At 45.9% G+C, this 26,081-nt stretch carries 24 protein-coding genes; 15 read left to right on the forward strand and 9 right to left on the reverse strand.

Annotation, left to right across the window (positions count from 1 at the left end):
- The first annotated feature begins 129 nt into the window (after positions 1–129).
- From Q1A04_RS16140 to Q1A04_RS16165, 6 genes are all read left to right on the forward strand, one after another.
- On the forward strand, positions 130–450 hold the full coding sequence (locus Q1A04_RS16140; RefSeq protein WP_299708059.1) for a metalloregulator ArsR/SmtB family transcription factor: 321 nt from the start codon (positions 130–132) through the stop codon (positions 448–450).
- A complete protein-coding gene (locus Q1A04_RS16145; protein ID WP_299708061.1) occupies positions 447–956 on the forward strand; it encodes an SRPBCC domain-containing protein in 510 nt (169 codons plus the stop codon). The genes Q1A04_RS16140 and Q1A04_RS16145 overlap by 4 nt, the downstream gene beginning before the upstream one ends.
- A 484-nt stretch (positions 957–1,440) precedes the next feature.
- The gene (locus Q1A04_RS16150; RefSeq protein ID WP_299708063.1) at positions 1,441–1,743 is read left to right on the forward strand and encodes a hypothetical protein; all 303 of its coding nucleotides are present in this window, start codon (positions 1,441–1,443) and stop codon (positions 1,741–1,743) included.
- Positions 1,743–2,306 carry a hypothetical protein gene (locus Q1A04_RS16155; RefSeq protein ID WP_299708065.1) on the forward strand — a complete coding sequence of 188 codons (564 nt, stop codon included), beginning with the start codon at positions 1,743–1,745 and terminating at the stop codon, positions 2,304–2,306. The genes Q1A04_RS16150 and Q1A04_RS16155 overlap by 1 nt, the downstream gene beginning before the upstream one ends.
- Positions 2,306–4,078: an AAA family ATPase gene (locus Q1A04_RS16160; protein WP_299708067.1), complete on the forward strand. Its 1,773-nt coding sequence runs from the start codon at positions 2,306–2,308 to the stop codon at positions 4,076–4,078. Before Q1A04_RS16155 ends, Q1A04_RS16160 begins: the two co-directional genes overlap by 1 nt.
- Positions 4,079–4,656: 578 nt before the next feature.
- A complete protein-coding gene (locus Q1A04_RS16165; protein ID WP_299708069.1) occupies positions 4,657–5,115 on the forward strand; it encodes a hypothetical protein in 459 nt (152 codons plus the stop codon).
- Positions 5,116–5,216: 101 nt separating this feature from the next.
- Here the strand turns inward: Q1A04_RS16165 and Q1A04_RS16170 are convergent, their stop codons facing one another.
- Positions 5,217–6,113 carry a hypothetical protein gene (locus Q1A04_RS16170; RefSeq protein WP_299708071.1) on the reverse strand — a complete coding sequence of 299 codons (897 nt, stop codon included), beginning with the start codon at positions 6,111–6,113 and terminating at the stop codon, positions 5,217–5,219.
- Between the two features lie 335 nt (positions 6,114–6,448).
- Between Q1A04_RS16170 and hrpB the strand changes: the two genes are divergently transcribed.
- Positions 6,449–8,896 (forward strand): ATP-dependent helicase HrpB, encoded by a 2,448-nt coding sequence (gene hrpB / locus Q1A04_RS16175; RefSeq protein ID WP_299708073.1) that lies wholly within the window; start codon positions 6,449–6,451, stop codon positions 8,894–8,896.
- Positions 8,897–9,076: 180 nt separating this feature from the next.
- Here the strand turns inward: hrpB and Q1A04_RS16180 are convergent, their stop codons facing one another.
- Together Q1A04_RS16180 and Q1A04_RS16185 are read right to left on the reverse strand one after the other, a co-directional pair.
- On the reverse strand, positions 9,077–9,445 hold the full coding sequence (locus Q1A04_RS16180) for an endonuclease domain-containing protein (protein ID WP_299708075.1): 369 nt from the start codon (positions 9,443–9,445) through the stop codon (positions 9,077–9,079).
- A gap of 186 nt (positions 9,446–9,631) precedes the next feature.
- Positions 9,632–10,108 carry a DinB family protein gene (locus Q1A04_RS16185; protein ID WP_299708077.1) on the reverse strand — a complete coding sequence of 159 codons (477 nt, stop codon included), beginning with the start codon at positions 10,106–10,108 and terminating at the stop codon, positions 9,632–9,634.
- Positions 10,109–10,290: 182 nt separating this feature from the next.
- Between Q1A04_RS16185 and Q1A04_RS16190 the strand changes: the two genes are divergently transcribed.
- Positions 10,291–10,581 carry an isoamylase early set domain-containing protein gene (locus Q1A04_RS16190; protein ID WP_299708079.1) on the forward strand — a complete coding sequence of 97 codons (291 nt, stop codon included), beginning with the start codon at positions 10,291–10,293 and terminating at the stop codon, positions 10,579–10,581.
- A 24-nt stretch (positions 10,582–10,605) separates the two neighbouring features.
- Here Q1A04_RS16190 and Q1A04_RS16195 read toward each other — a convergent pair whose 3' ends face one another.
- From Q1A04_RS16195 to Q1A04_RS16220, 6 genes are all read right to left on the reverse strand, one after another.
- Positions 10,606–11,028 carry a hypothetical protein gene (locus Q1A04_RS16195; protein ID WP_299708081.1) on the reverse strand — a complete coding sequence of 141 codons (423 nt, stop codon included), beginning with the start codon at positions 11,026–11,028 and terminating at the stop codon, positions 10,606–10,608.
- A 409-nt stretch (positions 11,029–11,437) separates the two neighbouring features.
- Positions 11,438–13,255 (reverse strand): long-chain fatty acid--CoA ligase, encoded by a 1,818-nt coding sequence (locus tag Q1A04_RS16200; RefSeq protein WP_299708083.1) that lies wholly within the window; start codon positions 13,253–13,255, stop codon positions 11,438–11,440.
- An 81-nt stretch (positions 13,256–13,336) separates the two neighbouring features.
- Positions 13,337–14,458 (reverse strand): MBL fold metallo-hydrolase, encoded by a 1,122-nt coding sequence (locus tag Q1A04_RS16205; protein WP_299708085.1) that lies wholly within the window; start codon positions 14,456–14,458, stop codon positions 13,337–13,339.
- Between the two features lie 175 nt (positions 14,459–14,633).
- Entirely contained in the window at positions 14,634–15,002 is a 369-nt protein-coding gene (locus Q1A04_RS16210; RefSeq protein WP_299708087.1) for an endonuclease domain-containing protein, read from the reverse strand.
- Positions 15,003–15,186: 184 nt separating this feature from the next.
- Complete coding sequence (locus Q1A04_RS16215) at positions 15,187–15,660, reverse strand: small multi-drug export protein (protein WP_299708089.1); 474 nt, start codon at positions 15,658–15,660, stop codon at positions 15,187–15,189.
- Between the two features lie 890 nt (positions 15,661–16,550).
- Positions 16,551–17,666, reverse strand: a complete 1,116-nt coding sequence (locus Q1A04_RS16220) for an SDR family oxidoreductase (protein ID WP_299708091.1) — start codon at positions 17,664–17,666, stop codon at positions 16,551–16,553.
- Between the two features lie 495 nt (positions 17,667–18,161).
- On the opposite strand from Q1A04_RS16220, the gene Q1A04_RS16225 reads away from it, so the two are divergent.
- From Q1A04_RS16225 to Q1A04_RS16255, 7 genes are all read left to right on the forward strand, one after another.
- A complete protein-coding gene (locus Q1A04_RS16225; RefSeq protein WP_299708093.1) occupies positions 18,162–18,338 on the forward strand; it encodes a hypothetical protein in 177 nt (58 codons plus the stop codon).
- Between the two features lie 63 nt (positions 18,339–18,401).
- Complete coding sequence (locus tag Q1A04_RS16230; protein WP_299708095.1) at positions 18,402–18,968, forward strand: serine acetyltransferase; 567 nt, start codon at positions 18,402–18,404, stop codon at positions 18,966–18,968.
- A gap of 192 nt (positions 18,969–19,160) precedes the next feature.
- Positions 19,161–19,922: a hypothetical protein gene (locus tag Q1A04_RS16235; RefSeq protein ID WP_299708097.1), complete on the forward strand. Its 762-nt coding sequence runs from the start codon at positions 19,161–19,163 to the stop codon at positions 19,920–19,922.
- 242 nt (positions 19,923–20,164) lie between these two features.
- Entirely contained in the window at positions 20,165–20,950 is a 786-nt protein-coding gene (locus Q1A04_RS16240; protein WP_299708099.1) for a polysaccharide biosynthesis/export family protein, read from the forward strand.
- Positions 20,951–20,962: 12 nt separating this feature from the next.
- Positions 20,963–23,341 carry a tyrosine-protein kinase gene (locus Q1A04_RS16245; protein WP_299708101.1) on the forward strand — a complete coding sequence of 793 codons (2,379 nt, stop codon included), beginning with the start codon at positions 20,963–20,965 and terminating at the stop codon, positions 23,339–23,341.
- 12 nt (positions 23,342–23,353) lie between these two features.
- Positions 23,354–24,700, forward strand: a complete 1,347-nt coding sequence (locus tag Q1A04_RS16250) for a UDP-glucose/GDP-mannose dehydrogenase family protein (protein ID WP_299708103.1) — start codon at positions 23,354–23,356, stop codon at positions 24,698–24,700.
- A gap of 21 nt (positions 24,701–24,721) precedes the next feature.
- Positions 24,722–26,023 carry an oligosaccharide flippase family protein gene (locus Q1A04_RS16255; protein ID WP_299708105.1) on the forward strand — a complete coding sequence of 434 codons (1,302 nt, stop codon included), beginning with the start codon at positions 24,722–24,724 and terminating at the stop codon, positions 26,021–26,023.
- The last annotated feature ends 58 nt before the right edge of the window (positions 26,024–26,081 follow it).

Genomic DNA, 26,081 nt, shown 5'->3' on the forward strand with positions numbered 1-26,081 from the left:
CTCTAGCATGATTTCTGTATAAAAGATATGTATTCAGTTAGTTAGAGATAAAAATATCTAAAATAATAAACGCAACCGAATAGTTGCGCGTATATTAGCAAACAAACGGTTGCATATTTTAATCCAGAAATGAGAAGAGACGTTTTCCAGGCGATAGCGGATCCTACCCGAAGAGCCATTATTGGGTTGATTGCCTTGCAGGCCATGACGCCGAATGCCATTGCCGAACATTTTGACACCAGCAGGCAGGCTGTTTCAAAGCACTTGCAGATACTTCTAGAGTGCCAGCTTGTAAAACAGGAACAGCAGGGGCGGGAAATTTACTATCAGCTTGAAGTAGCTAAAATGAAAGAAATTGACAAATGGCTGGAACAGTTCAGGAAGATCTGGGAAGACCGCTTTAACCAACTCGACACTATATTTTCTAACATAAAACAAAATAAGCCATGAAACACGACCTTGAATTTGAGTTCTCCGTGAACAAGGAAATCAAAACGATCACCGTTAAAAGAGAGTTTGCAGCAGAGCTCCCGCTTGTGTGGGATGCTTACACAAAAAGCGAGATCCTAGACCAATGGTGGGCGCCTAAACCCTGGAAAGCCCGCACCAAAACTATGGATTTCAGGGAAGGTGGCTACTGGCACTATGCCATGGTTGGCCCCGAAGGAGAAGAGCATTGGGCATTGGCTAACTACAAGACCATTGATCCTAAAAAACGCTTTACCGCGCTGGATGGCTTTGCAGATGCCGAAGGCGTGGTAAACACAGAAATGCCGCAATCGAAGTGGGAGGTAAGCTTTACACCCAAAGAGGAGGTAACCTTAGTGGAAAACCTGATCACATTCGATGACCTAGCACAGCTCGAAACCACCATCCAGATGGGCTTTAAAGAAGGCCTGACAATGGCCATGGAAGGCCTTGAGGCATTATTGGCTGCTCAGAAACAGGAAGCGTAAAATTTTAAGCTGCAGAAAAGAGATCCTATTTATGAGCAAACTATAAAAGCGGGGCTGGTGCATAACCTTAGAGCCTCGCTTTTATAGTTTATAGTGCCATTCATCGTCTGCTAGTGCGAGCTTGTAGCTCGTACTGTTACTTGTGCCGAGGGTTAGCTGCGTGGAAAAGAAAAGGCACGAGCTGTAAGCTCGCGCCAGCGGGGGCTACAAGCTCATGGCAGCAGGTGGAAATAATTGAAATCAAAATTGATTTATATAAATTACTTTTGTGTATGAAGTATTTTTAAAATTGAATATTCTAAATTTTAAATTATTATTGTAAAGTATTAAATGGTATATTTCTTGAATAATGTCTCAAAAGTATTTGTATGAAAACTGCTTAAGTGGGTGTGCAGATTGTCCTCCTACTGATTATGTTCCTCGATTTATGTATTCATACAGATGGACTTTTGAGGATATAACTGATTACAAGAACTTCACACCAATGCAATTAATTGGTGAAGAACCATATGCTTCTACTGCAAAAAGATCACCTTGTAACAGCTGTGGCCTTTCTATGTTTGATTCGCTTGAAAATGCTGAGAATAGGTTGTTGAAACTAAGTGAAAGAGATGAGATGATTTTCACGAGGTATGGAAATACTATATCAGAACTTAGTTTAAAAGTGGAGCACGGTACTTGTGGGCCTGTATCGACTAAAGAAAATACTTTAGGACATTTTACTTTTCATCCGTATGATGGATGGAATCCTTTAGCAATTATAAGTGATAGAAAAACTCTAAATTAATGAAAGGTATTGAAAAAGCACCTTTTAAGTACAGTGCGCTAGGTAATTTGAGTAAAGTAGGCGATTTAGTTTATTTTCTAGATCCTATGCTAACTTTAATTAGATCAGATATATATCCGATTCTAATCTTTGACTGGTCTGAATCAGACATTGATTATGAGAGATGGATTGTGTACGAAGTATCAGCTACAAATCTTAATAATTATTTAGATAGACATTTTACTCATCTAGAGTTAATACATCATATAAAAGATAAAACTATATATGTAGTAGATTACCCTAGAAGTGATGCAGGCACAGTTAATTGTTTTAAAACAGAAACTAAATTTATTCCTAAAGAATATCTACCAAAGCTACATGTTGAACATGATGATGATGAATGTCCAGACATTGAAGAAATAAGAGCTTACATCAATAATCTTGTAAAAGAAGAAAAAGAAAAACGTATTCAGTTATGGCAAAGAAAATTTCCAGCGCTATCTGAAGCCGGAAAATTAGAAATTGCTATTCATGCTGGTGATATTATAAATAAACAAAGTAGGCTTCTTCAGCTAGAAATATAATGAAAACAATTACATTTTATTCATATAAAGGTGGTGTTGGTAGAAGCTTAACACTAGCAAATGTTGCTACTTTTTTGGCGAAGTTTGGACAAAAAGTTTGCTTATTGGACTTAGATTTAGAGGCTCCAGGGTTGAATTATAAGTTTCAGAAATATATAAAACATGAGATAAAAGGTGGGGTTGTAGATTATGTTTACGAATTTATCAATACCCAATCAATGGTCAATGATATTTCTAACTATTATACTAAGCTTGAAATTGAAAATCAATATGAAGGTTCTATAACACTTATTCCTGCAGGAGACATATATTCTAAAACATATTGGAAAAGGCTCGCATCAATTAATTGGAATTCGTTGTTCTATGATGAATATGGAGAGGGTGTTCCTCTATTTCTTGATTTCAAGGAGCGAATCAGGAAAGAAATTAATCCTGATTTCCTACTTATAGATTCACGTACTGGTATTACAGAAATTAGCGGAGTTAGTACTTCATTGCTTTCCGATTATGTAGTTTTTTTAAGTAACAATAGTTCAGAGAGTATAGATGGACTAAGACATATGGTTCAAGCACTTGATAGGAGCAGAACGACTTTTAATGATAATTACTTAGGAATTTATATAGTTCTTACAAGAATACCATTTCCTAAAAAAGCTAGCGACCAGTACGAACTACAAATAGTTAGCAATTTTAAGAAAAAATTATTTGAAGGATTAGAGTTGTCAAATATTAATGTATATGAAGAAGTTTTTGTCATACATTCTGATCCTGAATTAGAGATAAATGAAGCTTTAAAGCTTTCAGAAAATAAGTATGTAGAGAATCCAATCGTTGATGATTATATAAATTTTGTAAGTAAAATAGTACCGGATTATGCAATAGTAAATGAGCTTGATAAAATAATCTCTACTATTTTGAGCAATGCAATATCTAGCCCTGATCAAACTCAAGAAGAATTGGAGTCGCTAGCCAAGCATTATCCGCACTATAAAACATATGAATCCTTAGCAGAATTGTATATTTTAAGGAGAGAGTCTAAAAGTAATATTTTAGAAGCTTTGAATAAGATGTGGCAATTTAATAATCAGATCGATCATGAAAAACTAGTAAGGAAATATATAGAATATTTCCTTAAGGAAAATGACTCTTTCAATGGGAAAATTAAGTATAATCTTAATGTAATTGAAAAAAACCTTACATCTTTTCAAGGTGTGAAATATCAATTAATAGAAAGAATAGCTAAAGCTCATCTAGCATATAAAAATGAAAGTTTAGCCAAAATATATTTTAATGATATAATTACAAAAGTTTCTTCATCCAAAAAATTAGAACAAATTCTTGACTATTTATTAGCTCACAATGTAGAATTTGGGGCGCAGCTTGTACTAGATCATAGAGATTTAATTAGTCAAACAAAATCCACCTTATATAGGGGGATTAAACTTCTGTATTTGTCTACTTTAAAATCAGAAATAGTAACTTTTATTGATAATAACATATTAGAATATATTAAGCATCATGATGATGAATTATATATTATCATTCAGCTTTTTTTAAAGAATCTAGAAGCGGTTGAAGATGCTGTTCAGAGTAAACTAAATAAAATTTTAGCTCAGAAAGAAAAATATTTCATAATAGTTGATATAAGAAACTTCTTTAAGTTTATTGAGAAAAATAATTTAAAAGAAGTGCTTATTAGCCAGATAGATAAACATCCAAAGCAAGATGAACTTCACAAAATACTTGAACCTATGCAGCTTGATTTATTTTAAAGTAAGCTGCATAGGTTCAAGTATTTAAAATCTTTTTTTAGTATTGTTAGTTTATCATAATAGATAAAGAATGCAAAAAAAAGTTTTATACATAATATATAGTTCTCCCCCTTGCCCTTCAACCCATTTACCATAGACTTACCCGTTCGGGAAATTATACCTGCCGTCAGAGAACACCTGGCGGCGCAGAGTACGCTCATCGTAAATGCGCCTCCGGGAGCCTGTAAAAGCACCTTGCTACCGCTGGGTCTTCTTGACTAACTTTGGCTGAATGATTAGAAGATATAAACCGCTGCCTATCCCTACAGCTGCCATTAAATTAGTACAACACCTTTTACAGCGCAGAATAATTATTCGGAACAAACTCAATTATAAAATAAAATCTATATACTTGTGCTATACATTTACATAGGAAAATAATGCAAATGACTTGTCGGATTCTTGGAATTACGCTGCTGCTACTACTAGCTTGCCATGTTACGTTAATAGCCCAAGATCAGCGTAACAATGGGTTTATTGGGGTAGGGCTGGGGCCAAGTTTCTTGTTAGGGAGCAACAACGTAAAGGCCGGAACAGGATTGAATCTGACTTTGCTAAATGCTGGCTATGTGTGGGGGAAAGGCTTTGGGATAACCGGCGTGTGGGCAGGAGGTGCTCATGCTTTTGATGCGGAAAGTAGAGTTTATCATGATGGAGGCACGCATACTGTACCGGCACGCGTTGAGCTGAGCTATGGTGTGCTGATGATTGGCCCCATGTACAGCCTAAATATGACAGATGATTCGGCGTTAGATTTTAAGGTTAGGCTGGGCAGTTTATTTACCCGTGAAAAGTCTACTTCAGAAGTTTCTGCTTTTACATCTGACAATATGCGCATCAGCGCATCGCTCGGAGTAGGTTACCGTAAAAAAGTAGCGGACCGCTGGTCCCTGATGCTCTCTTCCGATTACTATGCGGTCAGACAGCAATATAGTATTACAGCAGGCCAAAATGCGCATATCCTAAGCTTTACCACTGGAGTAGGCTTTGTTTTGTAAGCTGTGAGATAGGCAAACAGGTATAGCCTACAAAAAATAGAAACCCTTCCATTAGATTGGAAGGGTTTCTTGTGAATAAGCTTATTCTAAATTCTATTGTTTTACTTACCCCAGTCTGCCCAATTGCTACAATGGCCGCTCAAGTCTGTGCCTGTGATTTCGGTTTGTACTTCTGTATAGCCTGCATTCATAATAGCCTGTGGAGCGAAATGTAGTTTGCCATTCTCCAAGGTTACAAATGCTTTACCGAAGTGGCCTTGGCTCAGACCGTGTCCTGCTTCATGCAATGCGATTGTTTCCACATCGAAGGTATAGCCATCGTTCCAAGTGAAGGCATCATTGTAGTAAATTTCCCTCCATGCGACATCCGCTTTACCATTTCCGTCCATATCTGTGGGGTTCCCTGATCCATCTATGTAAATGAGCGTAAAAGTTACGGCAAGAATATTAGCGCTTCCATTTAGTACAATCATGTCAAAGAATTCTGCCGGAAGCCAGCCTGAATGTACTATATCCGCTACATACCCATAACTACCTCCGAAGCCAAAAAGGGCAGCGATAAATCCGGTTTCTCTGCCATCATAAGGTACTTTTGTCATCCCTAAGTTTGAACAGGTTGCGTCATCCCAAGTGTCCATGGCTCTGTCTATGGCGTCTTCGGTAACCTCCGCAGCTAAGTCCTCTGAAGGTCTGTTGTTATCGACATAATAGGTGATGTCGCTTGTGCCGTCTTCGCTATAATCCTCCACAAAGTCTTCAGCGAGATGCTTCTTGCCACGGTCGTTGAAGTATATTACATTGCCCGCTTCTTTTCCCTCACCTGAAGTGATGTACTCGGCTTTGTATAGCATGTACTGCCCATGCCGCGTGTTGCCCTGAAACAAACTTTCTGAAGAGGCTGCAAGCGGCTCTATTTCCGCTTCCTCCAGTTGGTCCTGACAAGAAAATGTCATAAGTGCAGCTAGTGCTACTGAGATAGTTACTTTGATTGTTTTCATATGCTAAAATGTAATTGATGGCTGCTTTTGAATTGATTCCGAGGGGAAAAGGGCTTGACCATGATCTTGAATACAGGGGTCAAACTGGGGGAGTATTTAAAATAATACGTTTATTATTTACATTTAATAAGATTAAATTATACTTAATCCATGTATTTAGAGTCGGTGTATGCAAATGTTTAGTAAAGGCATACCAAGTATCGGTAAAACATAAAGGGCAAGAAGGGCACTTCCTTGCTTATAGCCCCACCTTATACAATCTCACTTGACTTTGCTTAACTTTGTGGGTAGTTACTAAGGTATACCTACATCATATTTTACTTAAATCTTTCCCTTTGCCTTTCAACCCCTTCACCATAGACTTACCCGTTCGGGAAATCATACCTGCCGTTAGAGAACACCTGGCGGCGCAGAACACGCTGATCGTAAACGCCCCTCCCGGAGCCGGTAAAAGCACCTTGTTGCCGCTGGCTATACTTGATGAAATATGGCTGAAAGATCAGAAGATCATTATGCTGGAGCCCCGGCGACTGGCGGCTAAAACCATTGCCGAGCGCCTAGCGCAGCTGCTGGGCGAGGAGGTAGGCCAGACCGTCGGTTACCGCATCCGTTTCGAGAACCGCACTTCGGTGAAGACCCGCATCGAGGTCGTGACTGAAGGCATCCTCACCCGCATGATCCACAGCGACCGCGCCCTTACAGGTATAGGTATTGTGATCTTTGATGAATTCCACGAACGCAGCATCCATGCCGATGTAGCCATGGCCCTGAGCCGGGAGGCGCAGCACACGCTACGGCCGGACCTGCGCATTCTGGTGATGTCGGCTACCTTGGATATGCCGCAGCTCACCAAAATGCTGAATGCCCCGGTGGCGCAAAGTATGGGGCGGCAATATCCAGTCGAGACTTTCTATACTGGCGATGCCGACGACCGCATGCTGCCCGAAATGACGGCCAAAGTGGTGATACAGGCGGCCAAGGAGCGGGAAGGGGATATCCTCGTGTTCCTGCCCGGCGAAAACGACATCCGGAAAGTGGAGATCCTGCTGCGCAAGCAAATGCGCGGCGTCATGATCCATCCGCTGTTCGGCATGCTACCCTTCGGCAAACAGTACGCCGCCATCATGCCCGACCGCAACGGCAAACGCAAAGTGGTGCTGGCCACCAGCATCGCCGAGACCAGCCTTACGATAGAAGGCGTGACGGTGGTGGTGGATACGGGCTTCGGTAAAACCTCCCGCTTCGATCCGAAGTCCGGTTTGTCGCGCCTCGAAACGGTGCGCATCTCCAAAGACGCCGCCGACCAGCGTGCCGGTCGCGCCGGACGTTTGGGCCCCGGTACGGCCTACCGCATGTGGAGCAAGGCCACGCAGGAGCGCATGGCCCCGCACCGCACCCCCGAGATCATGGAAGCAGACCTGTCAAACCTCGTGCTCGATATGGCGCAGTGGGGCATCATTGACATCCGCAGCCTGACTTGGCTCAACCCGCCGCCGCGTGCCGCTTTGCAATCGGCCACCGAAATGCTGCACCAGCTGCAAGCGCTGGAGAATGGCCGCATCACCGAGCATGGCAAGAAAATGCACGCGCTGCCTTGTCACCCGCGCATTGCCCACATGCTGCTTAAAGCAGAGGAAAACGGCCAAGTGCCGCTGGCCAGCGATATTGCCGCTATTTTGGAAGAGCGCGATCCGCTGGACCGCAACGCCGGCATCGACATCAACCTGAGAATAGAAGCCCTGCGCCGATATAGAGCTGAACATGGGAAAGGCAAAAGTTTTGGCAAGATCGAGAAGGTCGCAAAGTCCTACCGGCAGCTGTTCAATGTGGAGCCGGAGAATGGTGAATTCGACGGCTACGAGACCGGCGTGTTGCTCACGCATTGCTACCCGGAGCGCATCGCCTACGCCCGTCCCGGCAACAACGCGCAGTTTCAGCTGGCCAGCGGTCAGTTTGCCTCCGCCGGTCACCGCGACGAACTGGCGCATGAGCCATGGCTTGCCATCGCGCATCTGCACGCTGGTACCGGCGACAACCCGGGCCGCATTTTCCTAGCCTCGCCGCTCAATCCGCGCGACTTGGCCCCGCTCGTCAAGCAGCAGGAAAGCTATACCTGGGACGTGAACGACGGCGAGCTAACCGCCTCCCTCGACACGCGCATCGGCAGCATCGTTTTGCAAAGCAAACCGCTTCCACCACCCGATGAGAAGTACTTGGTTCCTGCCATTTCCGAAGCCATCAAACGGGAGGGCGAGCACCTGCTGGACTTTAACGAGGAAGTGACCCAGTGGCAGAACCGCGTGTTGAGCCTGCGTAAGTGGCGTCCGGAGGAAAGCTGGCCCGACGTGAGCACGCCCACCCTCCTCATGACCAACTGGGACTGGCTGCGCACCTACCTGTACGACGTGGAAGAGCCAGACGATCTGCTGGCCATCGAACTGTTGCCGATCTTGGAGAAGTTCTTGGACGCCGGCAAACGGTCGCGGTTAGACGTGTTGGCCCCGCCAACGCTGGACTTGCCAGACGGTTCATCGATTGAGGTATTCTACCAGTCCAACGGCACGCAACCCAAGCTGGAGATACGCCTGCAGGATGTGCTCGGCTGGGAGCAGAGCCCGACAGTGGATGAAGGCGAAATGACGGTAGAACTGCACCTGCTTACACCCGATTTAAAGCTGATCAAAGCTGTGCCTGAGCTTGAAAGTTTCTGGGCATCGGACTATCCAAAGCTTAAGCAGCAGCTGGAGGTGGTGTTTCCGGAAGTGGAGTGGGACCGGGGCTAGTTTAAGAGTTGGGGATTTAGAGAGTTTGAGATTTTATCCAATGCCGGGTCCAACTACCCCTAACCCCTTTTGCCGAAACAAGTCCGGGATCTTCGACTCGTCTAAGGCGGGGGAGTTTGTATTACAGTGAAAACTATCCCCTTGAGGGGATTATAGGGGTGTATTCGTTAGCAGGGGAAATTACTTCCTTTCACTTATCCAATGCTCCAGTGTCCGCAACACGTTTTGCATGTTTTTCTTGATCTCCATGTCATCAAACCTTAAGAACTGCACCCCATAGCGTTCCAGTTCAGACTGACGCTTCGTGTCATAGTCAAAGTTGTAGTCATGACTGTCCCCATCTATCTCAATTGCCAATTGCAGCTCGTGGCAGTAGAAATCCACGATAAAATCTAACATGGGTACCTGCCTGTGAAATTGATACCCCATCAGTTTTCGCTCCTTTACTTCCTGCCAGAATAGAATCTCAGATAGCGTACTGTTTTTTCTGAGTTCCCTAGCCTTTTCCTTCAGATCCTCTCTATAAGGTATTATCGTGTTCTTTTTCATATGAAGTACTCACCATGTGTAACACCCCTATGGTCCCCTCAAGGGGACAGTCCGGTTACGCCTGCTCTGTCGTGAATTATCAATTTCATACGGATGAAAGCTATACCCAGATAAACAGCTGCTTCAGTAAGTGAAATTCCCCGCCTTAGACAAGGAGGGGTTAGGGGTGGTTGGACCCGGCCTGTACTACTCCCAATTGCCCAAAATCCGCCGCATCACCATCACTTGCCCCACATGGTAGGCGTTATGCTCGGCTACGAGCATTGCTTCGCGGAGTAGCGTCTGCCCATTGCCGTGCGGGAAGGCCGCGTATAGATCCTGCTGCGTGTCCTCCACGAGCGCAATCATCTCTTCCACACCTTGACTGATCGATGCAAGACTGGCGTCAAGTGCCGCCTGATCGGCAGGGGCCTTCTCCTTGGGCCAGTAGTCGTCGGGCCAAGTAGGCTCCTCGTAGTCCGGGTTGCGGCTGAAGTCTAGGATGTCGTAGAGGGCGAAGCGCAGGTGTTCGAGCTGCTGCCAGATGGTATAGGGGAGGCCCTCAATGTTTCTGCCGGCCTCTTCTGCCTTTAGCCCTCGAAGCAGTTTCGCTATAGGCTGATAAGTCTGTCCGCCCCGCAGTAGGTTTGCTACATGTTCACGTAATGCTTTGTCTTTGTCCATAGGTATAGATGCGTGCTGGTACAAATACTTTACGCAGGAAAGGCAACAGTGGAAAAACCATATTTAAGTAAGGGATAACAAAATTTGCCGTGTTGGAGTAAATGTAAACTGCTGAAAGGAACGTAACAGATTCTACCAGCGCAAACCATTATATACCTTACATCATAGGAAAAACTAGAAAGATGATCCATAAAACCTACTTGAAAACCAAAGACCAGTGCAAAGTCAAATTCACGATCAGCTTAGAGCACGCAGATAAAGTGGAGATAGTCGGCCTTAACAACGATTGGGGTAATCCGATTAAGATGAGCAAGAAAAAGGACGGCACCTTTGAAAGCGTGCAAACACTTCCGCGCCATACCCAGCACGAGTTTAAATACCTAGTAGATGGTACCGAATGGCGAAATGACCCGGATGCTGACGGAGAGGCGCCCAATGAATATGGCGGCACCAACACCCTGCTCGTGTTATAAACGACCCAACTGCTCTATCAAAAGCTAGTTGCCTATACCTGAGATGTAGACCGCTATTTCTTCTTCCCTGTCCTGCATGTGCTCATAGGCAAACTTCTGGATCACATCGCAGGCCACCTTGTCCAGCACGCCAAAAATGCGAGCCTCGCTGATCACCTCTTCGTTCCAGTCTGAGGCGATGACCAAGATGGAGCGGCCGTTGTAAGGATTCAGGTCCACGAGGTCGGCGGAGAGGTTAGGGGATGGCCATTTTCCTTCCGCAATGCTGTAAAGTCCCGGCTTCCAACGCGGGGGACTTTCCTTCAGATCCGGCACGGGATTAAAATAGCCATTCTCGACAGTACCCATAAACAGGACATTCGCTTTTTTCAGCGTAGTTGGCACGAGCGTCTTGGGGTCGGGCAATACAGTGCCTGCTTCTTCCAGCACTTCATCAGAGTTTTCCATACCCATACATACTTCCGGATAAAGCAGAGGGTTGTGAAACCCAGTAAGCTGTTACCGTGCGCGCGGGTAAATATTGAGGATGCTTAGGTGAGGAAAGTCCCCTTGAGGGTAAATGAGAACGTGAGGTCGAAGCTTGGGAGGGTATGTTCTAGGAAAAACTGTCCCCTTGAGGGGACCATAGGGGTGTTGGAGGCTGTTGTTTTGCTTTGTCGCTACTACATTGGGTGAGTGCTGGCCTGATGAACACCCCTATAATCCCCTCAAGGGGATAGTCTTCGTTTTTGCGAATTCTCCCCTTGAGGACAAGTTTTGAACTCGCATTCTCACTAATCCTCAAGGGGATAATCTTCGAGAATGAAACGACCCTACCCTCAAGAGGACAGTTTCCGTTATAACTTCCACAGCCCGCCTAGGTATACAGGGAGCCGATCAGGCCTTGGTATTTCTCCAGTATCACCTTCCGCTTCAGTTTAAGGGTAGGGGTGAGCTCGCCGCCTTCTATGGTCCACTCGGAAGGGAGAAGAGCGAACTTTTTCACCTGTTCCACAGGGCTGAAGTTGAGATTGTACTGGTTCACGGCTTCCTTTATCATCTGCCAGACATCTTTGTCGTCTAAGACGGCTTCATTGCCGGGGTAGGTCTTGCCTTGGTTACTGTACCACTCGCGGAGCTTGGTGAAAGCCGGCACAATGAGGGCGCCGACGTACTTCTGCGTTTCGCCCACTACCATGATCTGCTCGATCCAGTTACTTTCCACCATCTTGTTTTCGATAGGCTGCGGTGCTACGTACTTACCGCCGCTTGTCTTAAAGAGCTCTTTCTTACGATCCGTTATCTTCAGGAACTTGCCGTCTACTATCGTGCCGATGTCGCCGGTATGCAGCCAACCCTCCGCGTCGATCACCTCGGCGGTCAGGTCAGAGCGCTTGTAATAGCCCATCATCACGTTGGGACCTTTGCAGAGAATCTCCCCGTCTTTGGCAATTTTCACTTCCACCCCTTCGAGCAGCGGACCCACCGTGCCGAACATGCGGTTATGCTCCGGGTAACGGTTGCCACTGATGATAGGGGAGGCCTCGGTCAGTCCATAGCCTTCCTGTATCACGATTTTGGCAGCGGTGAAGATCTTCAGGAGTCGCACCTGACAGGCGGCCGCCCCCGTTATAATTGACTTCACCTCGCCACCCAGCGCATGACGCCATTTGCTGAACACCAGCCGGTCGGCTATGGCCAATTGCAGACGGTAGCTCAGCGGCATCGGTTTATTGATTTCAAACTGCTCCGCCAAATTCAGCGCCCAGAAGAAGAGCTTCTTCTTGTTGCCTTTCAGCTCTGAGCCTTTGGCCACAATGCCTTCGTATACCTTCTCAAGCAGGCGCGGCACCGTCGTGAAAATCGTCGGTTTTACCTCCCGCAAATTGCCGGCGATCGATTCCATACCCTCAGCATAATAAATGGACACGCCACTGTAAAAATAGCAGTAGGTGGCCATGCGCTCGAAAGCGTGGTTGAGCGGCAGAAAGCTGATGGCCTTTTTGCGAAACACCCCGACCTCCTGTATGATGAGCGCACTGCCGAACACATTGCTGAGAATGTTGTAGTGCGAGAGCATCACGCCTTTGGGCGTACCGGTAGTGCCGGAGGTATAAAGGATGGTAGCCAGTTCGTGCTCACCCACCGCGTCGCGCAGCTGGGTGACCTGTCGAGCAGTTTCAGGCTTGGGCTCGGTCAGCAGTTCGGTCCATAGCGGAGCATTGTCGACGTGTTTAAAGTTATAGACCGCCTGCAGCTGCGGCAGGTAGGAGCGCATTTGCTGTACCTTGTGGTATAGCGACTCATTGCCCGTAAAGACCATCTTCACAGCTGCGTCTTTCAAGATGAACTCAAGCTCCGAAGGGTTGATGGTCGGGTATACCGGCACCGAGATCGCACCGATCTGCTGTATGGCCATGTCCACGAGCATCCACTCCGGACAGTTCGGACTCAAGATGGCGATCTTGTCTCGGCCCTCGGCTGTGCCGTCGCCTTTGGCTATACCCAGCTCCAGCAGGGCGGCGCTGATGCGGTTCACCTTGTCTTTTACCTCGGCGGTGCTATACCTGCGCCATTCGCCCTGCTCCTTGGCAGCCAGCATATCGTCCAGCGGAAATTGCGCCAGCTGGTAGTCGATGCAGTCAAACAGGCGCTTCGGTTTGTCGGTCGGGGTGGTCTCTGTATTCTTTTTCACAAGTGATTTTGTTCAAGCTATACCTATAAAGCAATACTGCGAAGGAGGCTGCTGTGTTTCCGGGAGAATCAAAAGCCGGGATTATTCCCACCAGTGGCTCACAGGTATGCGCCTGTGCAGGATGATGGGCTCCCCGATGCGCGGCGTGGTCATGTTCACGTCAAGCTCCTGCGCCTTTTTGGTGACCCGCTCGATCGGGTCGGTCCAGCTGTGCATCGCCAGCGCAAAACCCGCCCAGTGGATCGGCATGAGCACCTTGCCTCTTAGGTCGAGGTGCGCCTGTACGGTTTGCTCCGGCATCATGTGGATGTAAGGCCACAGCTCGTTGTACTGTCCGCACTCCATGAGCGTAATATCAAAAGGACCGTATTTCTCCCCGATCTCTTTAAAACCGTCAAAGTAACCGGAGTCGCCGCTGAAGAAGATGCGGTCCTGTCGGCCTTTGATCACCCAAGAAGCCCAGAGCGTTTTCATGCGATCCGAAAAGCCGCGTCCGGAGAAATGTCTAGCTGGGGTAGCCGCAAAGGTCAGACTGCCCAAGGTTGCCTCGTCCCACCAGTCCAGCTCGGTAATCTTCTCGGCAGGCACGCCCCAGCGCTCCAAGTGCGCCCCCACTCCCAAGGTCACATAAAAGTGCCCGGTCTTTTCATTTAGTTTTTGGATGGAGCCGTAGTCGAGGTGATCGTAATGGTCATGCGAAACGAGGATGGCGTCGATGAAGGGGAGCTCGTCTAGGTCGATGGGCAGGGAGTCAGAAAAACGCTTCGGACCCAAGAAACTGATGGGGGAGGCGCGGTCCCCTAACATAGGGTCAACGAGCAAGCGCTTGCTGTCTATTTCGATCAGGAAAGTGGAGTGCCCAAACCATGTGAGCACGGTAGCCGTGTCCTGCGGGGTATCGAGTTGCTTCGGATTCAGCTTCTCCACCGGAATAATCCAATCCGGTACTTGGTTTTCCACTTTGTTAAAGAGCCGGGAGTTGATCATCTTCACATAGCCCTTAAAGCCAATGTCCATGTTCGTCGGCACCGGGTTTTGAAACACCCCCTCCTCATAGTTTGGCGAAGCTTCTATGGCTTCTAATCGCTGCCCCTTCGCCTCAGCCCCAAACTGCGGAGAAAGGCTCATGAAACTGCAGCTGGCTACTACCAAAAGCAAAAGCAGGAAAAGAAAACTGTAAAGCGTAAATCGTTTGAGCGTCATGGGGTAAAATTACGCAAATTTGTGGTGCAACCTCCCCCCGGCCCCCTCCTTTTAACGAGGGCCCCTACCCCGAAACAGGAGGGGGAGTTTACCCCAGAAAAGGAGGGGAATGATCACAATAGTGAAAACTATCCCCTTGAGGGGATTATAGGGGTGTAGTCGTTAGCAGGGGAAATTACTTCCTTTCACTTATCCAATGCTCCAGTGTCCGCAACACGTTTTGCATGTTTTTCTTGATCTCCATGTCATCAAACCTTAAGAACTGCACCCCATAGCGTTCCAGTTCAGACTGACGCTTCGTGTCATAGTCAAAGTTGTAGTCATGACTGTCCCCATCTATCTCAATTGCCAATTGCAGCTTGTGGCAGTAGAAATCCACGATAAAATCTAACATGGGTACCTGCCTGTGAAATTGATACCCCATCAGTTTTCGCTCCTTGACTTCCTGCCAGAATAGAATCTCGGAGAGCGTACTGTTTTTTCTGAGTTCCCTAGCCTTTTCCTTCAGATCCTCTCTATAAGGTATTATCGTGTTCTTTTTCATATGAAGCATTCACCATGAGTAACACCCCTATGGTCCCCTCAAGGGGACAGTCCGGTTACGCCTGCTCTGTCGTGAATTATCAATTTCATACGGATGGAAACTATGCTAAGATAAGCAGTCTCTTCAGCAGGTAAAGTTCCCCGCCTTAGACAAGGAGGGGCTAGGGGTGGTTGGGTTAACCGTCCTACAAAAACGAAAGCTTCTCTACGCCGATGTTGCCTAAGTGGGTGGCTACGGCCATGAAGATGGAGGAAATGATAACGCCGAGGCTGATGGCTAGGAAGGCTTTTTTGCGTTCGATCTTGAAGATGTTGGCGGCGATGGTGCCCATGTAAGCGCCGGTGCCCGGCAGTGGGATCATCACGAAAACCATCAAACCCCAGAAACCGTGCTTCTTAACATTGTCGCCGGCGATCTTTTTCGCGCGCTTCGACAGGAAGATCACGCCTTTCTTATAGGCTTTAAAAGGCCAGAACTTCTGACTGAAGGTGTCGATCAGCCACATGAACAGGGGGAATACCATGGTGTTGGCCACGGTGCCGATCAGGAAAGCCAGAATAAAATGCACATTGTTTAAAATGGCAAAGGGTATGCCTGCCCGCGCTTCACCGAAAGGGGAGATACTCAGAAGAAAGGTATAAAGAAGCGTTTCAAACATATAATTCAAAAAAGTAAGCTAACCCAGTAAAAAGCCTGCAAATATAAGTGCAAAACCGGTGGTTATACATCAATTTGGCAGGGAACATTCTAAATAAATTTTTCAGCCCCACGATCCAAACGACACAGCACCAGCTCTTTGCTTTCTTGACAACAGCGCAGTCTCCTATATCATTCAACGAGATTTGGTTTTTTTTGATATAGTGATTTAGTAATTATAAATATGAAATCCATCGAATTTTCTATGTTTGAAGACTACAAGTTCTTATAAACAGTTTAGAGTGCGATTTGTTTAACTTTTTTGTTGGAAGGTAAGGTTTGTTGAAATAAGCTTTAAGTAAGAATTTAATTGTATTATATTTATATGAAGCTAAGGTTGGTACATTTGAAATGCCACAGGTTTGGCAGAGCGCAATTTGGCCTTGTAGAATAAGAAACTGTCCCCTTGAGGGGACCATAGGGGTGTTTTATCCCTGCGAATTCTCCCCTTGAGGACTACCGAGAACGAGAGTTCGAAGGTATCGAGCGTAGCTCTCAGAGGGGTGTTACTATCAAAAGGAAAACATCTAATACCCTTGCTAGCTGTAATTCTTCGCAGGTGTAGACACCCCTATAATCCCCTCAAGGGGATAGTTTTGGAGAACCAAACACAACCTGTTGACCTATGGTCGCAAGTTTCGAACTCACGTTCTCACTTGTCCTCAAGGGGATAGTTTTGAAGAATAATACGACCCTACCTTCAAGGGGACAGTTCGACACTAGTGCGAAACTGAAATTTTGTGCCGCCTCAACAAGAACGCAAAACAAAAAAAGCCCCGGATCATTCAACCCGGGGCTTTTTTTGTTTTGCGTTTATAGCGATTCAATAATTCAACTATTTACAATCAACAATTAAATCGGCCTTTGCGGCGGAAGTGGCGTCTCATTCACTTCGACGATCTCCACAACCTCCACCATCTCCGGTTTTGCCATATCTGGTTTTTCGTTGGCTTTTTTATACTGATTGTTGTCACGCTTTTTGCCCATGAGGGCGAGAGCGGCGGCACCGGCTGCGGCTACCACGGCTCCTGCTATCACAGGGTTGGTTACGGCACGGGTATACATGCTGGTCGGCATTGTGTCTTTGATGCGGCCGTGTATGCGTCCGCCTTCGCCGGGCTGGTATAAAGCGCCTTCCCGGTGACGGGCGGGCTCGTCGAGTAACTGCTGGTCGGTCATCAGCTTTTCGCTGGAGAGGTCCATGAGGCCGGGCACCAGTTTGTTGGTCAGGCTCATGAACTTACCGCCACCGCCTACCATGATGTCGCGCTTCTGGTGTGTGGCTGCGTATAGAATGGCATTGACAACCTCCTCTGGTTCGTACACCGGTGGTGGCAACGTGAGTTTGTGATTCGTGTAATTCTTGGCATGGTCAGGGTATGGCGTGTTGATGGCAGCCGGCTTGATCAGTGTAACCGATACCGGTGCGCCTTCCTCCTCCAGCTCAATACGGAGCGCATCGGTAAAGCCTTTCACGGCGTGCTTGGAAGCGCTGTACATGCCCTGCATCGGGATGGCTGTGTCAGAAAGCACGCTGCCGAGGTTGATGATCGCGCCGCCCCGGTTGCGAAGGTGCATGGCCGCCATCTGTGAGCCGTATACCAGTCCCCAGAAATTGGTGTCGAACATGCGGCGGTTGTCGTCGTCGCTTACTTCGAGCAGTCTGCCGTAGATCGACACCCCCGCATCGTTTATCCATGTGTCGAAGCCGCCGAAGTGGGAGAGGGCCGCGTCGGCGATGCGCTGCACATCCTGCTGACGGCCCACGTCCGCCCGCACAGGTATAGCCTCGCCGCCTCTTTCGTTTATCTCCTGTGCGATCTCCTGCAGTGCCCGCTCATTACGAGCCGCCAGCACCAGTCGCGCGCCTTTTTCAGCCGCCGCAAAGGCAGTCGCCAGTCCGATTCCGCTAGAAGCCCCCGTGATCACGATCACCTGCTCTTTCAATGGTTTAAGTTTGATACTCATAGTTTTGTGTAATTTGTGTTAATGAAATGATAATATGGTTATAGCGTAAGGGGGGTGGGAATGTTTTACCTCCCCCCAGCCCTTCGACTAAGGCAGGGGAGGGAGTGTGCACGATTGTCATCCCCTGCCCCCTTTGAAGGTAAGGCCGTTAAGTTCTAAATTATATCGCTCATTCTTGGCAAAACAGTCATATATAGTGATAGCCAGATTCTCCCCTTGAGGGGAGCCAGAGGGGTGTTGTCGTTTAGCATAAGGCTTTCACAACCAGCTTTACACCCCTATAATCCCCTCAAGGGGATAGTTTTTGCTAGAACTTAACAGGCCTTACCTTCAAAGGGGGACTCTTCCGCACTAGAATTCCCCTCCTCAGACGGGCTGGGGTGGGTTAATCGTGCACACTCTCTCCCCTGTTTTTAGGGAAGGGCCAGCGAGGCGGTGAAATTAAATTCCTACTATTGTAGTTATAGCACAGGATAAACTTGCACAGGAAAAGACATGACACAAGAAGAGTTTGATGCGCGCTATACCTATACCTTGGACGCCTTGGTGGCGATCATGGCGGAGGAACCGGAGGTGGATCCGGAGAAGTTCTACGGAATGGTCTGCCTGCTCGAGAACCTGCATTTTTTCAGTCCGGTGCTGTATGGCGCTATAAAGAAGAAGTCAGAATAGTATTGAATTCTGCAACGCTGCGCCGCAACACAGCGTATGCGAAACAAAAATCAATACAAGCTTATGTCTCCTCTATCTTATGTGTTTCAGGACTGGAACGCCAACAAAGGAAACCTCAAAGGTCGCCTTGTGATGGTGCTGTTCCGTGCCGCTCACCCTGCTTCATTCAATACCTTTTTCCGCATTCTCTGGCTGCCTTATCTGATGTTTTACAAAGTGCTCGTAGAGTGGTTCATGTGTATTGAACTGCCGCACTGGACCACTGTGGGCAAAAACTTCTTTCTGGGCCACGGACAGGCCTTGGTCGTGAACGGCTGCTCTGTGATCGGGGAGAACTGCTTTTTCCGCCACTCCACCACCTTGGGCAATATTCGATTCGAAGACGGCAGCTACTCCGGTTCACCTATTATCGGCAACAACGTGGAGCTGGGCTCTAATGTCTGCATCATCGGGGAGGTGCGCATCGGTAACAATGTGCGCATCGGTGCCGGCTCTGTTGTGGTGAAGGACATACCAGACAACTGCGTGGCCGTAGGCAACCCTGCAAGGGTGATTAAGCAGTTGAATCCCATAGGAGATGCCACTCCAAAACAGGTGCAAACAACACAATTAGATGCTGTTGCGGGTTAGCAAACATCGATCGGTTTTAAGCCTCATGAAATCAAATACTTATGCCTATTTAAGCCGTTGTAGCCCACAGCGGCTTAAATAGTTTTTTTGTATTTCTTGTGCTAAAGCTTGAAATATATTGGATATAATATGTATCATTGTACCAAAATGTATTTCAACTAAAGACGGTAAATCCATTACTGTTACGATATCATGAGAAATAAATTATTCATTCTAGGAGCCATCCTTTGCCTTTTTATCAGCACTGTCGACGAAGTAATGGCGCAACGCTTCCAGCCTAATCGTAAGAAGTCAAGTTCTTACCGCTATTTCAAAAGGTCAGAAAAGTTCTCCATCATGGGCGGTGTTGGCTTAACTGTGATGAACAGCGATAACCGTACGAATGGCTTTAGCGATGGTTTGGGAAATATGCTACAGCAAAACGGTGTAGGACCGACTTTGGGATTTGGCGCAATGTACCAAGTTTCACCTTATGTCGCTTTGCGTGGCAATTTGAACTATGCTGGTTTTAACTCAGATCTTTATCAGCGTCAGAATCTTGATCTGCTATTTAGCGCTAACGTAGCAGAAGTATCTGGTTCAGTAGTAGTTAACCTATTGGATAGCTACTTGCCTTCTCGCGGACCTTACAGCTCTGGCTTGCTCCGTTTGGTAGTGCCTTATGTAAAGGGTGGTGTCGGTTTGCTTTATTATAGCGCCTCTTCCTCTACTGCGTCTGACAATTCAGGATTCGCTGCGGTTATTCCTGTAGGTGGTGGGCTTCGCATCAACTATTCTAGCCGCGTAAGCTTTGCTCCAGAATTAACACTGAACTACACGACAACAGATTACCTTGATAACTTGCAAAAGAGTGGAGGCCTAACTGGTGGTAATGATGCCTACTTAAGCGCTAGTGTTAACATGATGTATACTATTTCTACAAAGCGCAGATACAGCTTCCGTAGAGGTAAGTAAAATTTAGTATCTTATTAAAAAGAGGAAGGCAGTCTGACTATAATGGTCAGACTGCCTTCCTCTTTTTAATATAGCATCAAAACTATTCTTTGAATAAACTGAGTTGTAGTAAAAGTATTTTGATGTTTATACTTCTTTAGACAGAATATTTTATGCAATTTTGCAAATCCATGAATTACGTTTTTGTCTAGATAAAGGTTGCATTGCTTGTGTGGCTTTTATGAGATGATAGCCTTATACTAATGAAGATAAAATTTATTTACCTGATTGCCCTTCTTTGCTTCGTGTCTTGCACCCATCGCAACTTGGCTTATTTTAGTGATCTGCAGGAAGCCGCCGATTATTCAGAGAACATCCAGAACAGCAGTGTGGTGAAGATTCAGCCGGATGATCTTTTAAGTATTTCGGTGACTAGTCCCAGCCCAGAGGCCAATGCCCTTTTTAACAGAGGAGAGAGCGTCTCAATGGGTACGATATCAAATTATAACATCAGTTCTGGCACTACCAATAACCTCTACCGTGAAGGGTATCTGGTAGATGAAAACGGTTTTGTTAACTTTCCCGTGCTTGGTAAGGTACAGTTGACTGGTTTGACCCGTAACGAGGCCATTGAGAAGTTTACGAAAGATTTACAGCCTCACCTCAAAGATCCGATCATTAACATCCGCTTCTTAAATTATAAGATCACCGTTGTAGGTGAAGTAAACCGCCCTGCTACTTTTACTGTACCTACGCAAAAGATTAATATACTTGAAGCATTAGGGATGGCCGGTGATATGACTGCTTTTGGCAAGCGCGAAAATGTACTTGTTATAAGAGAGGAGGGTGGCGTTCGTAAAATGACCCGCTTAAACCTAAACAATAAGAATGTGTTGAACTCGCCTTATTTCTATTTACAACAGAATGATGTGGTATATGTAGAGCCTGATAAAATGAAGCAGGTACAGGCAAGTACTAATACCCGCACTATTTCAATCATTGCTTCAGTAACCTCGCTACTGATCGTAGTTGCTACCCGCATATTTTAATTATCATTTATCATGGCAGAAAAAGGAACTCCTGAATCTCAGCGACCTGTATATGCGTTTCAAAACGGGCAGGTAGAGGAGATAAACTTGAAAGCGATACTTTATAAATATGTGCGCTACTGGTATTTTTTTGCCTTGGGTGTCGTAATGGCTCTGACCTTGGCATTCTTATACCTGCGCTATGCTACCCCAGAGTATACTATTAAAAGTAAGGTGCTTATTCGAGATGATAAGAAGGGGGCTGATTTATTAGGCGGTACGGCGCTAGGAGATCTCGATTTATTTCAATCTGGCAAAATAGTCGATAATGAAATAGAAGTTCTCAACGCAGTCAGCCTAATGCAGCGCGTGTTAAGTGATCTCTCCCTCCAGGTTAGTTATTTTACAGACGGGCGTTTTAGCGATAGAGAAATTTATGGCAAAGACCTGCCTTTAAAAGTTATAGTCACTAAACTTGATTCAGCTGCTTTTGACAAGACTATTGTGATCCAAATGAAAGGAGACAATAGGTTTCTATTGGAAGAAGTAAATGAAGTTGGCGATATTGTTCGATCAGAGCATAAGTTTGGTCAAGAACTTAGGAGGTCCTATGCGACTTTTACAGTTGTGGCAGGTAATACTTTTTCCCCATACAATATTATTGTAAAATTCCATGATATCCGAAAATTAGCAAATCATTACCAGCAACTGCTGTTGATTAGTCCGGTTAATAAAAATGCCAGTGTACTTTGGATCAGCATAACAGACCCTGTACAAGATAAAGGCAAGGATATTGTTAATAAACTGGTGGAGCTCTATAACAAGGAGGCTGTAGAGGACAAAAACCTAATCGCATCGAACACCATTGAATTTATAGATGAGCGCCTTAAGTTTCTGACGGATGAGCTAACGGATGTAGAAAAGGAGGTTGAAGCCTACAAGCGCCAGAATGAGCTAACCGATGTCAGTTCTGAAGCTGAATTATATGTAAAGAGCGCTAGCGAATACAACAAACAGTTAGCAGAATTTGAAATACAATTAGAGGTTCTTAATTCCATTGAAAAATATCTGCGCGATAATGGGCAGAATTACCAATTGGTGCCCAGTGCGCTGAGCATACAAGACCCCACCTTGGTAGGGTTGATTACTAAATTTAATGAACTGCAACTGGAGCGGGAGCGACTGCTCCTGACTACGCAGTCTACCAATGTACTGGTATTGAATATTACTGACCAGTTAGCTAACCTGCGAGCGAATATTGTGGAGAACCTGACCAATATTAAAAGGGGCTTGACGATTACGCGCAATAATCTAAAGGCCAGCATGGCTCAGTTTGAAAACAGGATACAACAAGTACCTTCTATTGAACGGGAGTTGTTGGAAATTCAGCGGCAGCAGGGAATTAAGCAAGGCTTATACCTGTACCTCCTGCAAAAACGAGAGGAGTCAGCCGTTTCCTTAGCGGCGGCAGTTTCAATTTCTCGGGTGCTGGATCCAGCCATGGCGAGTGACTTACCCGTGAAGCCTAAGAAGCAATTGATTTATATATTGGCAATCTTATTGGGGCTGGGTCTGCCATTAGCCTTTGTCTATGTGCGCGATTTATTTAATGATAAGGTAGAAACACTACATGAAGTAAAACAAGCTACAGCTACTCCAGTGTTAGGAGAGATTTCACATAGTGACTATCCTGAAAAACTAGTGGTAAAAGAGAACAGCCGTAGTGCCGTAACTGAGCTTTTCCGACTGGTGCGCACCAATTTACAGTTCTCTACAGTAGGCAAAGAGAATAAAGTGATTTTGGTAACATCGAGTATGAGCGGAGAGGGGAAGACTTTTTTTAGTATTAATTTGGGGGCTAGTTTAGCTTTAACAGGAAAGCGTGTGGTGCTGGTGAATTTTGATTTGCGCAAACCCCGCTTGATGCAGGATATCGGACTTTCAAATGAAGTAGGGATCACTAATTTTATCATTACTGATAAACTTTCAGTGAGTGACATTTTGACGCCAGTACAAGAAGTGCCAGGCTTGTATGCCATAGGTTCAGGTCCAATACCCCCTAATCCAGCTGAACTGATGCTAAGCTCTAAAGTACAATTTCTGCTGGAAGAGTTGAAAGATAGTTTTGATTATATACTGATAGACACTGCTCCAGTAGGCCAAGTTGCGGATGCCTTTACAATTGCACCTTATGCTAATTCCAGTGTCTATATTATTCGATATGGCTATACCCGCAAAAATCAGGTAGAAATCATAGATGATATTTATAAGACAGATAAGCTTAAACACCCAATGATTATATTAAATGATGCCAAAAAGGAAAATGGCTATGGGTATGGCTATGCTTATGGATATGGTTATGGAGAAACGGAGCCAAAGAATTGGAGGAAAAGAATTTCAGCTAAAGCTTAATAATATTTACCTATGAGAATAGCTGTAGTAGGCACTGGCTACGTCGGTCTTGTGACGGGCACCTGCTTTGCCGAGGTGGGCATCGACGTGACCTGCATCGACATCGACGAGAAGAAGATAGAGAACCTCAAGCAGGGCATCCTGCCCATATACGAGCCGGGACTGGAGGAGATGGTGACGCGCAACGCACAGAAGGAGCGCCTCAGCTTCTCCACCGACCTTGCCGCCAGCGTGCAGGGCTGCCAAGTGGCCTTCATCGCCGTGGGCACGCCTCCGGGTGAGGACGGCTCGGCCGACCTGAAGTACGTGCTGGCCGTGGCCCGCGAGATCGGCCGCTCCATGACCGACTATCTGGTGGTGGTGACCAAGAGCACCGTGCCGGTGGGCACGGCCGCCAAGGTGCGCCGCGCCATCCGCGAGGAGCTCGAGGCGCGCGGCGCCGACATCGCCTTCGACGTGGCCTCCAATCCCGAGTTTCTGAAGGAGGGGGCCGCCATCGACGACTTCCTCAAGCCCGACCGCATCGTGGTGGGGGTGGACGCCGAGCGCGCCGAGCAGGTGATGAGCAAGCTCTACAAGCCGTTCCTGATGAACGGACACCCCTTGATTTTCATGGACATCCCCTCGGCCGAGATGACCAAGTACGCGGCCAACGCCATGCTGGCCACTAAGATCTCGTTCATGAACGACATCGCCAACCTGTGCGAGATCATGGGCGCCGACGTGAACATGGTCCGCAAGGGCATCGGCTCGGACGCCCGCATCGGCAACAAGTTCATCTACCCGGGCATCGGCTACGGCGGCTCCTGCTTCCCCAAGGACGTGAAGGCCCTGATCAAGACGGCCTCCGAGAACGGCTACCAGATGGAGGTATTGAAGTCGGTGGAGACGGTGAACGAGAAGCAGAAGTCCGTTCTCTTCAACAAGATAAGCAACTACTACAACGGCGACCTGTCGGGTAAGACGTTTGCCGTGTGGGGACTCTCCTTCAAGCCCAAGACCGACGACATGCGCGAGGCCCCCTCGCTGGTGATCATCGAGAAGCTGCTCGAGCGTGGTGCGAAGGTGAAGGCCTACGACCCGGTGGCCATGAAGGAGGCCAAGCACTCGCTCGGCGACTCGATCGAGTACGGCAAGGACGAGTACGAGACCCTGATAGACGCCGACGCGCTGCTGCTGGTGACCGAGTGGCCCGAGTTCCGCTCCCCGAACTTCGCCGTGGTGAGCAAGCTTTTGAAGGAGAAGGTCGTCTTTGACGGCAGAAACATCTACGACGCCAAGGAGATGGAGGAGAAGGGCTTCGCCTACTTCGGCATCGGCATCAAGCAGGCCTGTGTTCCTAATTTTAAATTAGTATAACATTAATAAATGAAAATCTAAATGCTTAAAGTTTCACAGTTAAGTGATAAGATTTCAAAAAATACTTTTCTACAGGATTCCATATGGGCTTTAGGGGGTAACGTTATTGCCAAAATAATGAGCTTATTAGGTGCAATAATAGTTGCCCGTATACTGGGTAAAGAGTTGTATGGACAATATGGAGCAGTCCAACACACGCTAATAAATTTAGCTGTACTTTCTACAGTGGGACTTGGCTATACAGCTACTAAGTTCATTGCTAGTAATAAAGAAAGTAATCTAGAAAGAATCTCCAAGATATCTTCTTATATTCTTAGGATTACATTTCTGATTAGTACGTTTACTGCAACTCTACTAATCATTTTTTCTGAGGTTTTTACTGATCAAATTTTAGAAGCACCTCAATTAAAAAGTTCAATAAAAATTGTTGCCATCTGGGTTATATTTAATTCATTGACTACTGCACAAATTGGTATCTTGTCAGGATTTGGAGCCTTCAAGGCAATTTCTAGAATTAATACTATTGTAGGCTTCATAGCATTTATTTTAGGAGTGGCATTTACCTTTTTTTGGAGACTTGAAGGTTCAATTTTAGCTTTTTTATTAACTCAAATTATTAATTGGTATCTTAATTTTAAAGAGCTAAACAAGCGAGTTTCTATAAAATCAAGTTTTATTATAGATAAAGCATTGCTAAGGGATATAGCAAAGTTTACTGTTCCTATTGCTTTTCAGGAAATAACATATTCTTTTTCTTCTTGGCTACTGATATTTTTACTAATCAAATCCTCTAATTATGGAGAAATAGGGATATACTCAGCAGCAGTACAGTGGGCTGGAATTATTTTATTTATTCCTGCAATCTTAAGAAATGTTATTCTCTCTCACATGTCAGGATATTCTAATGATAGCAGAAAACATCAAGAGGTATTGTATACAACTCTTATCATAAATTTGATATTTACTGTTATACCATTTTTAGTAATTTTTTTCTTAAGAGAACCTTTGGTTAGCTTTTTCTATGGGAATGAATTTGAGGGGCATTTGGAGAAGATATTGATAATATCACTATTAAGTGCTGTAATATCTAGTTTATCAAATATTTATACTCAGGCTTATTTATCATTCGGTAAGAATTGGATTATGCTGGTTTTTAGAATAATTAGGGATTTCGGCATAATAGCATTATCATGGAGTCTTATATATACAGAGTTATTATTAGGTGCTGAAGCTTTAGTAGTCAGTTCAGTTACATTTCATTTAATATTTTTTGGAATTATGTCATTCTATTATCATAAGGTAATAGCACCTAGACTGGGCTAATTTATGAGGTGATTTTATGTATTATATTAAAGTATCGTAGAGGAAATTATTTACTGGT

It is taken from the genome of uncultured Pontibacter sp., assembly GCF_947499215.1.
Taxonomy (GTDB): Bacteria; Bacteroidota; Bacteroidia; order Cytophagales; family Hymenobacteraceae; genus Pontibacter.